Source organism: Allopseudospirillum japonicum (assembly GCF_900108915.1).
GTDB lineage: Bacteria > Pseudomonadota > Gammaproteobacteria > Pseudomonadales > Halomonadaceae > Pseudospirillum > Pseudospirillum japonicum.
The window spans coordinates 142371-151684 of record NZ_FNYH01000009.1 but is presented as its reverse complement, the minus strand read 5'-3'; the positions used below and the strand labels follow the sequence as shown (position 1 = coordinate 151684).

The 9314-nt window shown below is 47.8% G+C and carries 9 protein-coding genes and 1 pseudogene; 8 read left to right on the top strand and 2 right to left on the bottom strand.

The genetic code is table 11. The features are described from left to right. A pseudogene (locus BMX05_RS09530) lies at positions 1-272 on the bottom strand (RNA-guided endonuclease TnpB family protein); the annotation flags it as partial. A gap of 60 nt (positions 273-332) precedes the next feature. Here BMX05_RS09530 and BMX05_RS09525 point away from each other — a divergent pair. The 7 genes from BMX05_RS09525 to kdsB all read left to right on the top strand — a co-directional run bounded on the left by BMX05_RS09525 (position 333) and on the right by kdsB (position 7763). Next, positions 333-2714 (top strand): DNA internalization-related competence protein ComEC/Rec2, encoded by a 2382-nt coding sequence (locus BMX05_RS09525; protein WP_093310875.1) that lies wholly within the window; start codon positions 333-335, stop codon positions 2712-2714. 77 nt (positions 2715-2791) lie between these two features. Further along, positions 2792-3445 (top strand): MotA/TolQ/ExbB proton channel family protein, encoded by a 654-nt coding sequence (locus BMX05_RS09520; RefSeq protein ID WP_317622228.1) that lies wholly within the window; start codon positions 2792-2794, stop codon positions 3443-3445. Further along, complete coding sequence (locus BMX05_RS09515) at positions 3442-3888, top strand: ExbD/TolR family protein (RefSeq protein ID WP_093310869.1); 447 nt, start codon at positions 3442-3444, stop codon at positions 3886-3888. Before BMX05_RS09520 ends, BMX05_RS09515 begins: the two co-directional genes overlap by 4 nt. After that, entirely contained in the window at positions 3881-5650 is a 1770-nt protein-coding gene (gene msbA / locus BMX05_RS09510; RefSeq protein WP_093310866.1) for a lipid A export permease/ATP-binding protein MsbA, read from the top strand. The genes BMX05_RS09515 and msbA overlap by 8 nt, the downstream gene beginning before the upstream one ends. Beyond that, a complete protein-coding gene (gene lpxK, locus BMX05_RS09505) occupies positions 5640-6797 on the top strand; it encodes a tetraacyldisaccharide 4'-kinase (RefSeq protein WP_177166864.1) in 1158 nt (385 codons plus the stop codon). The genes msbA and lpxK overlap by 11 nt, the downstream gene beginning before the upstream one ends. Further along, entirely contained in the window at positions 6790-6996 is a 207-nt protein-coding gene (locus BMX05_RS09500) for a Trm112 family protein (RefSeq protein ID WP_093310860.1), read from the top strand. Before lpxK ends, BMX05_RS09500 begins: the two co-directional genes overlap by 8 nt. Next, positions 6993-7763, top strand: coding sequence for a 3-deoxy-manno-octulosonate cytidylyltransferase (gene kdsB, locus BMX05_RS09495; protein WP_093310858.1), 771 nt, complete (start codon positions 6993-6995; stop codon positions 7761-7763). Before BMX05_RS09500 ends, kdsB begins: the two co-directional genes overlap by 4 nt. Positions 7764-7773: 10 nt before the next feature. Here the strand turns inward: kdsB and BMX05_RS09490 are convergent, their stop codons facing one another. Beyond that, a complete protein-coding gene (locus tag BMX05_RS09490) occupies positions 7774-8613 on the bottom strand; it encodes a class I SAM-dependent methyltransferase (protein WP_093310856.1) in 840 nt (279 codons plus the stop codon). A gap of 59 nt (positions 8614-8672) precedes the next feature. On the opposite strand from BMX05_RS09490, the gene BMX05_RS09485 reads away from it, so the two are divergent. After that, positions 8673-9302, top strand: coding sequence for a hypothetical protein (locus tag BMX05_RS09485; protein ID WP_093310852.1), 630 nt, complete (start codon positions 8673-8675; stop codon positions 9300-9302). Positions 9303-9314 lie beyond the last annotated feature (12 nt).

Below are 9314 nucleotides of genomic sequence, written 5' to 3'. Positions count from 1 at the left end.
GCCGAGTCTTTGGAAACGGTCACTGTGCTGGGTGCGCTGGGCAGTTCACGACTCCAGCGAATATCCAATGGGGTTTTGCTTTTGGCCAGATACAGCTTGCCGTCCCGGTATTTAAAGGCCGAGCGGGTGAACTCCGCCGACTGGCGGTGCCGCTTGCTCTTGAATACCGGGTACTTGGCACGGCCCTCAAAGAAGTTTTTGAAGGCGGTTTGCTGGTGGCGAAGGCATTGCTGCAAGGGGACACACGACACCTCAGACAGAAACGCCAACATCCCTCCCCGCCCTAACAGGACGGGGTTTCCCGCGTAAAATTGATAAAAGGACGTGATCAAATGCAAGGATGCTTTACGCGAACGACTTTATTGCACTGGCGTACACCGGCTTATTTCAGTGCCTATTTGCTGGGCTTGTGGACCTCTTACTTAAGAGGGATTTGGCCAAGTGCTGATGAATATCTTGCTTTGTTAGTGCTGCTGGTCTGTGTTGCTTTAAAGCGTTATTGGCTACTCAGTGTATATTTATTGGCTATCCTCATAGGCTATACCAGTCTAGCGGATCGTTTGAGTGCTAGCTTGCCTTTGACTTGGATAGGACAAGATATTTGGCTGGTAGGTGAAATTCAACAACGAGAATTTTCTAAACCCAAGACCTCTACACAATTTGGTAGAATACGCATCCAAGTTTTAGCGTGTCAGCCAGTGCAAGAAAATAAGCCCCCTGATCGAGAAATTGTCCATACGCAAACGTGCCCCTTGGTTGGGCAAAGTCTTTATTTAAGTCTATATGATGCCCTACCCCAATCTATGGTGGTGGGACAAGTTTGGGGTTTGCGTACCCGTTTAAAGCCTGTACGTGCCTATGCACATCCGGCAAGTCAAAAATATGCTTTGGGTGCGGATCTTGTCCGTGGCTATGTGAAAACACATGCACAAAGTGCACAGCTTTATCCACAAGAAAGCACGCACTGGCTTACTGGTATACGTCAGCAAGGATTACAGCTACTCGCAGCAGAATCACAAAAAAAACCTGAATTAGCAACGGCATACCAAGTACTTGCAGCGCTTTTGTTGGGTGAGCAACAAGGCTTAGCACAAACCACTTGGACGCTCTTTAGCGCAACCGGTAGTGTGCACTTGTTAGTGGTTTCTGGTTTGCATCTGGGGTTGTTAGCGACGGCTTTTTTGTTACTTGGGCGGGTACTACAGATACGCCGTGACACATATGTGTATTCCCTCTGGATTGCGCTCGTGTTGGCTGTGACGGCAGCTTATGCTGGGATCAGTGGTTGGCAAGTGCCAGTGCAGCGCGCTTGGGGGACCTTGGTGTTTGCACTGGTGTTGATCACTTGGGTCCAACAGCGTATTAATCCTTGGTGGGCTTGGGGAATCTTGCTACTTGGGATGCTGACCCTCAACCCAAGCTTGAGTGCGCGTGCTGGTTTCTGGCTGTCTTTTGTCAGTGTGGCGTTGATCATGTGGACGTATCAGCATCAAACTGGCACATGGCGCCTTTGGTTGAGTCTGCAAATGCGCTTGTTTTGGGGCTTGATGCCTCTTTTACTGCTTTTCCAGTTGCCCGTTTCCCTTTGGGGTCCGCTAGTTAATCTGCTTTTAGTGCCCTTAATGGGGATGTTTTTGCCCTTGTGTTTTCTGGCTTTGGGGCTCGCTGCCTTGGGCGAGACGGCTTTACTAGTGTTTGCTGCGCACAGTATTGATTGGGTCTTGCAGGTTTTACATGGATTGCAAACGGTACCTTTGAGTGTTTGGCAAGATTATCCAGTACAAATGCCTTGGGTGGTTTTAATTGCTTTAGCGGCTTTGCCTACAGGGATGCTTGCTTTGCGTGGTGTAGGCGTGATGGCAGCTGTGCTGGCGTATGTGTTGACGTTAGTACCTGTGACAGGACAGCAAAAACTTGCTTCTGGTGAGGTTCATCTTCACCTGTTTGATGTAGGCCAAGGGCTTAGTCTTTTACTAGAAACCCAGCATCATCGCCTTTTGTATGATGTTGGTATAGGGTATCCCAGTGGTTTCGCGCCGATTAAAGACTATCTTCCAGAACTGAAAGCACTTGATGCTGTCGTGTTAAGTCATGGTGATCGAGATCATAGTGGCGCTTGGCCTGTGTTAGCGCCGCATGTGCGTCCCCAAGTGATCTGGCATGGAATGGATATGGCACCACCGCAAGGTCAGGTGCGTCAGCGTGCTTGCCAAGGGGTGCATACTTGGGTGTGGGATGACGTTGAATTTACGCTGATCGGTCCTATGTCTGCACACCAACTCAGTGCAAACGATACTTCCTGTATGCTTTTAGTCAGTACACCTTGGCGGCAGCATATTTTAGTCACTGGGGATGTTAGCCGAGCATATGAGTACCAACGTTTAGCACTTGCGGGGAAAACCCAACAACTAGAAGCAGACAAAATAAGTGTCTGGGTTGCGGGCCATCATGGCAGTCGGACATCAACCCATCCCAGTTTATTAAGACGCTGGCGTCCTGAGTATTTGGCCTATAGCCATGGTTGGCGTTCTTCTTATGGGCATCCGCATGGGCAAGTGGTTCAGCATGCCGCCGCGTTAGGAATTCGTCAGGTCTCTACCAGTGATTTAGGACGTTTAACTTGGTCTTTCTATAGGCAAGGTATCCGCTTTCAATCACAGCGTTCCCATTATTTACAGGATGCAAGTTGGCAAGGGGGTTGGGCTTATCCATAGCCTAGCTGCCGCCTTTTGGTTAAAATCCCTGCCAATTTGATCTTGTCTAACCCATAAGGAAACTCGCCGTGTTGGCAATGTTAGAAACTGGCGGTCTGTTAATTTGGCCCCTGATGATTTGCTCCTTGTTGGCGCTCGCCATCGTCCTAGAACGCACTTGGGTGCTTTTTATTCAAGCAAACCGCATTGCACCACGCGGGCTGGCACAGGGTTTATTGCGTCAATTACAACAAAATCCCCAGCTGCAACAAGATTTAGCGCAAGGACGTGCTCGTACTTGGCTTAACGAGGTGGCACAAGATTCCCCTTTGGGTGCTGTGCTGGCTTCTGGTTTAAAGCAAGTGGCGCATGGTCGCGAGCAAAGTAAAGAAAGTATTCAAGAAGCTGCTGCGCATTTAGTGCATGAGTTAGAACGTTTTTTGAATATGTTAGGCACGCTTGCCAGCATCACACCGCTATTAGGTTTGTTGGGTACTGTGGTGGGTATGATTGATGTTTTTGCTCAGCTGATGCTTGAAGGTACAGGCGATGCTCGTTTACTTGCCGGTGGGATTTCCAAAGCCTTGGTGACCACGGCCTTTGGTTTAGGGGTGGCGATTCCTGCCTTATTGTTCCACCGTTTTTTTATTCGCCGTGTAGGGGATTTGGTCGTGCGCATGGAACAAGAGGCGATTCACTTATTAGATGAATTGTATCCTGCGAAAATAGCCAATACTCGGGGTGATATGTGAAATTTCGTCGCCAAGTGACTGAAGATATTCAAGTTAATTTAACACCCTTGATTGATGTGGTGTTTTTATTACTGATCTTTTTTATGGTCTCAACCACGTTTAAAGATTCTCAAGCCTTGGATTTGGTCTTACCACAGGCCAGTAGACAAGTGGAACAACCGATTGAAATGCAGATTTTCGAGCTACAAATTTCTGCACAAGGGGCATATCAGCTGTTAGGGCCAAACATCGAGGCTAAGCAAGCCGACGCACAAGATCAGCAAGCATTGAAACACATGTTAGCCAACTTGGCAGACCAGGATACCCTCGTGCTGTCAGCTGATGCACAAACGCCGCATCAAGCTGTGGTCTTAGCCTTAGATGTATTAGGTCAACTCGGTATCAGTAAAGTGCATATTGCCACGCAAGCCCGACCAGACAACCAAGGATCAACACATGAATAAAACCGAGGAAAGCGTGTCTGCATGGCAGGATTACCGACGCCTGCTGACCTATGTCCGTCCTTACTGGATGGCATTTGCCGTGAGTGTTTTTGGTTATGCCTTGTATGCAGGTGCGAGTACAGGACTCGCAGAATTGATGAAATATCTGATTGATTCAATTCAAAATGCCCAAGTCAGCCAAGAACGCTGGCTCTTTCCTAGTTTAATGGTTGCGGTATTTGCTGTGCGTGGCTTGGGAACCTTTTTAGGGACCTATTATATGGAATATGTTGGCCGGCATTTAGTCCATGCGCTACGTTGTGATTTATTTAATCGTCTATTGATTTTGCCCAGTGCTTTTTTTGATCAGGAATCCAGCGGCCACTTGATTTCCAAAGTGACTTTTAATGTGGAACAAGTCACAGAAGCGGCTACCAAAGCGGTGACCATCTTGGTACGTGAAGGCCTATTTGTCATCGGCCTGCTGATCTATTTATTTTATAATAATTGGCAATTGTCCTTAGTTTTTCTTGCGATTACTCCCCTAATTGGTTTAGTGGTCAGTTACGCCAGCCGGCGTTTTCGTCGTATCAGTCGTCGTATTCAAAATTCTATGGGGGATGTGACACACGTGGCTTCAGAGGCCATTAGCGGGTATCGTGTGGTGCGTACTTTCGGTGGTGAAGCTTATGAGCGTGAGCGCTTTTTGCATGCCAGTTTATACAACCGCCAACAAAGTATGAAAATGGCCCTTACCAAAGCTATTAGCACACCCGTGATTCAATTAATTATTGCTTTGGCGATGGGCTTTTTGGTATGGCTGGCTTTGTCACCTGAACTCTTGCAAAGTATGACCCCAGGCGAATTTATCGCTTTTATTACTGCCGCAGCCCTGCTTGCCAAGCCCATGCGTCAACTGACGGAAATCAATAGCATTATTCAGCGCGGGCTGGCGGCGGCACAAGATGTGTTCCAGCAATTAGATACGGCACCTGAACAAGACACAGGGACTTTGGTGCTGACTGAAAAAGCCCAAGGGCATTTGCATATTCGTGATCTGAGTTTTCGTTATCCAGGGGCGGAGAAAGAAGCTCTGCAAGACATTAATTTAGCCATTCCTGCAGGGCAAATGCTAGCGTTAGTGGGGCGTTCAGGCAGTGGTAAATCGACTTTGGCAAGCCTAATTCCACGGCTTTATCACGCAGATCAGGGCAGTATTGCGCTAGATGGTCGAGCCATCCAAGATTTCACTTTGGCAAGCCTGCGCGCGCAAGTGGCCTTGGTCACCCAGCAGGTGACTTTATTTAACGATACTGTGGCGAATAATATTGCCTATGGGCAGGCGGATGCGACGGAGGAACAAATTTATGCCGCAGCCAAAGCTGCCTATGCCTTGGATTTTATTGAAGCGCTACCGCAAGGTTTTGATACTTTTATTGGTGATAATGGGGTCACCCTTTCTGGTGGGCAAAGACAACGTTTAGCGATTGCGCGTGCTTTATTAAAAGATGCACCCATCTTAATTTTAGATGAAGCAACCTCGGCACTAGATAATGAGTCTGAGCGCTATATTCAGCAGGCACTCGATCAGTTGATGCAAGGGCGTACTACCTTGGTGATTGCTCACCGTTTATCGACGATAGAAAAAGCCGATCAAATTGTGGTGATGGAAAATGGCCGCATTGTTGAGCAAGGAACGCATACCGACTTGCTGGCTGCCCAAGGGGCTTATGCGCATTTACACCAGATGCAATTTAGTGCTGAGTCAGTACATGATCAATAACCGATATGGTAGACGTATCGCCGCCTATCTAGAACAAAGTATACAGGCCTTTTGGTATCCGCATACCGCAAGTCACCTGCCTTGGGGACGTTATGTCTTGTATGCGCTCATGCCGCTTTGGTGGAGCTTGGCGCATCTTTTTGCTTATATAAGCAAAAAACGCGCATGCAAATTACGTCAACAAGCAGCCCAATATAGGCTGGAGATTCCTGTGATTGTGGTGGGGAATCTCCATGTCGGCGGTAGTGGTAAATCGCCCTTAGTGCGTTGGCTGGCACAGTATTGGCAGACACAAGGTTATCAAGTGGGGATTATCAGCCGTGGTTATGGTGGTTGTGCGCCTCAATATCCTTATGAAGTCACCGTCAATTCACCTGTCGCTGCGGCCGGAGATGAAGCCTTGATGCTGCATCAGCAAACAGCATGTCCTGTGGTGGTGGCCCCTTGTCGTTTGAGCGCATTGCAATATCTGCAAAAAAAATATCCACTCGATCTGGTAATCAGTGATGATGGCTTACAGCATTATGCTTTGCCGCGTACGCATGAGCTGGTAGTTGTGTCTGGTGCGCGTACTTGGGGGCGTAATGCGCTTTTGCCTTTGGGGCCTTTGCGAGAGCCAAGATGCCGCTTATTACAAGCAGATGCTGTGATTGTGCATCAAAGCCAAGCTGGACAGTTGCAGCAAATGCAACAAGAATTCGCTGGTGCGCAGGCGCTGCCTTGGATTGGGGTCCGTTTAGCTGATTACCGATGGCATCCGCTTGCACAGATCAACCAAGCCATGCCTGAATCTGTTGGGATGCAAGTATGTCCTTGGCCACCGGGGACACAAGTGCATTTAGTCACTGGGATTAGCTATCCACAACCCTTAATTGATTATTTAACTCAACACTGCCAGTTACAGGTACAGGCACATTTATGGCCAGATCATTATCAGTTTCAAGGCGATGAATTCCAGTTTGCCGATGCAGCCCCTTGTGTTGTCACTATGAAAGATGTGGTGAAATGTCAAACTTACCTGCGCGCACAAGATTATATTATCAGTGTCGATTTGCAGGTGGATCCGGAATTAATCGCCTTATGTCACACTTGGCAAGCCCAATGGGCTGGCCGAACTCACTTGAATCGAGAGGACGCACATGGATAAACAATTATTAGCTTTATTGGTTTGCCCTATCTGTAAAGGGCCTTTGGTCTATGCCAAAACGCAGCAAGAATTAATCTGCCGTGCAGATGCTTTGGCTTTTCCGATACGTGAAGGTATTCCTGTTATGTTAGAAGATGAAGCCCGGGTACTGAGTGCTGAGGAACGCCTAGATCATAAATATCCACAGGCGAGCGCATGATAGATTTTAGTGTGATTATCCCCGCACGTTATGCTTCTAGCCGCTTACCTGGCAAACCTTTATTGATGCTGGCGGGGCAGCCGATGTTGGCCCATGTCTATCAACGGGCGTGTGCAAGTGAGGCAAAACGTGTGGTGATTGCCACAGATGATGAACGGATTGCCGAAGTGGGTGTAGGTTTAGGGGCACAAGTCTGCATGACCTCAAGTACACATGCATCCGGTACAGATCGTTTGCAAGAAGTGGTCAGCCAGCTAGATTGGTATGCGGATGAAATTGTGGTGAATGTGCAAGGTGATGAGCCGCAAATTCCCCCAAAGTTAATCAATCAAGTGGCGCACCATCTTGCCGCTGAACCTAATGCAGGCATGGCGACGCTCGCTGAACCGATTCAAGATTATGCCACCTGGGTCAATCCTAATGCGGTGAAGGTAGCGCTGAATGCTGCTGGGATGGCTTTGTATTTTAGTCGTGCGCCCTTACCTTGGGTTCGAGATGCACCGCCAAATACACAGCAAAGCTTGCCGGAAAATTTCCCTTTTTATCGGCATTTAGGTTTATATGCGTATCGTGTACATCTGCTGAATCAGTTTGTCACTTGGCCACCAGCGCCTTTGGAAATGGCAGAGCAATTAGAGCAGTTGCGTGCTTTGTATCAGGGTGTGGGGATCTATGTCGGCATCACACACCAAAGTCCGCCGGCAGGGATTGATACTTGGGATGATTACCAAAGAGTCAAGCAAGCACTAGAAAGCACTAGTGCTTAAATATGAGAAATTAGGGTGCGTGATAAATGAGTTCCATAATCCGCACCTTATCTTGGGCAAGGTTTTTCATCAAATTTGCCCCCATACTGAGAAAATCTGCTCCGAAAATAAGCTCAGGGGTTAATAAGCCCGTTTGCCCACGTGCTTCACGATCACTATGTTTTTGGCGCCATGCGAGTGCTTGTGCAGAGATATCCGCTTGGTGATAAGGGGTAAAACCTGCTTGTTGTAGATGTTGATCGAGTTCGGTGAGACTAAGCAAATGGCTCGTATGTGGGCTGCGTGCCCAAGGAACTGGATAGGTGAGTGGCTCGAGATTTTCCCCACGGACGATTTCATGCAAAATAAGCGCGCCTTGAGGAAACAAAACCCGTTTAATTTCGCTTAAAGCTTGCGTAATTTGGGGGATATTCATTAAGGTATGTTGACTCCAAACGCGCTGTACGCTGGCTGATTCTAAAGATAAGGCGCAGGCATCTTCGCAACGCATATCAATAGAAGCACAGCCGGTGGCACGATTGAACCAACGAGCAATCTCAATAAATGCTGAGGTAATATCAACCCCGATCACTTGGGCACCATAGCTCTGATGTAATAAGCGACTGCTGCCGCCTGTACCACAGCCCAAATCTAGCACCTTCAGTCCAGCGGGCCAAAGTAAACGGTCGGCAAGCTGTAAGGAAGCGCGCCGTCCACCGACATGCAGTTGGTCTAAGGTCGCAATATCTTCATAGGTGAGATGGTCTGGGTCTAAATCTTCTGCGATTAAAGCTTCGCGTAAACGTTGAATAATATGCGTATCTGCATAGTGTTGGTTTAGTTGCTGGGCATAGTCAGACGTCGTTGACATTATAAATAACCTTAATCAATCAGTGAGCGGCTGTAGGCGCTATTTAACAGGATTATACCGTGAAGCCAGATGATGACGAGATATTACTGAAAATTTCAGGGTTCTCTGTAACTGCAGTCACAGTTGCAGCGCAATTAAGTGCGGTTTTAAGTGAAGCACGCAATATTTCTTTAGAGGCTATGAATGCCCGCGCTTTAGTGGCACGGGCAGGCGATAATGTGCGTACCTTTCGCCCGATTACCGATTACATGATAGAGCTTGCCAGTGACACCATACGTTTGGTACAGGAAATCAATCACGAGGCGCTGAAGCTATCACGGGTTGCCCTGAAACGTTTGGATGTGGCGGAGGCTAAACGACGTTTTCAACATGCGCAAAGATTAGCACAAAGCGCTAGTTATCTTGCGGATATGCGTCCTCTAGTTCACCAAGCGCGTCAAGATGAATTACAGCAGCAACGCCAGTTAAAACATCATTTACGCCAGTTAACTGAGCTGCTAGATGAAATTGAATTACGTATGCTAGCTGCGCATGTGGTTGCGGCAACTTCACGTCAAGAAGCTGCGACAGTTGAGTATACTTATAAAGTAGGTTTAGAAGGTATTGTCAATAAGTTAGAAACGGCCGCTGAGCGTATTCGTAGCATTGCGCATAAAAGTCGTAGTTTACTGCGTAATAACCAATATTAATAAAAGAGATAA

Coding starts and splice junctions, on each gene's coding strand:
- kdsB (WP_093310858.1), top strand. CDS start 6,993: ATGATAGATTTTAGTGTGATTATCCCCGCACGTTATGCTTCTAGCCGC.
- BMX05_RS09520 (WP_317622228.1), top strand. CDS start 2,792: ATGTTAGAAACTGGCGGTCTGTTAATTTGGCCCCTGATGATTTGCTCC.
- lpxK (WP_177166864.1), top strand. CDS start 5,640: ATGATCAATAACCGATATGGTAGACGTATCGCCGCCTATCTAGAACAA.
- BMX05_RS09490 (WP_093310856.1), bottom strand. CDS start 8,613: ATGTCAACGACGTCTGACTATGCCCAGCAACTAAACCAACACTATGCA.
- BMX05_RS09500 (WP_093310860.1), top strand. CDS start 6,790: ATGGATAAACAATTATTAGCTTTATTGGTTTGCCCTATCTGTAAAGGG.
- msbA (WP_093310866.1), top strand. CDS start 3,881: ATGAATAAAACCGAGGAAAGCGTGTCTGCATGGCAGGATTACCGACGC.
- BMX05_RS09525 (WP_093310875.1), top strand. CDS start 333: ATGCAAGGATGCTTTACGCGAACGACTTTATTGCACTGGCGTACACCG.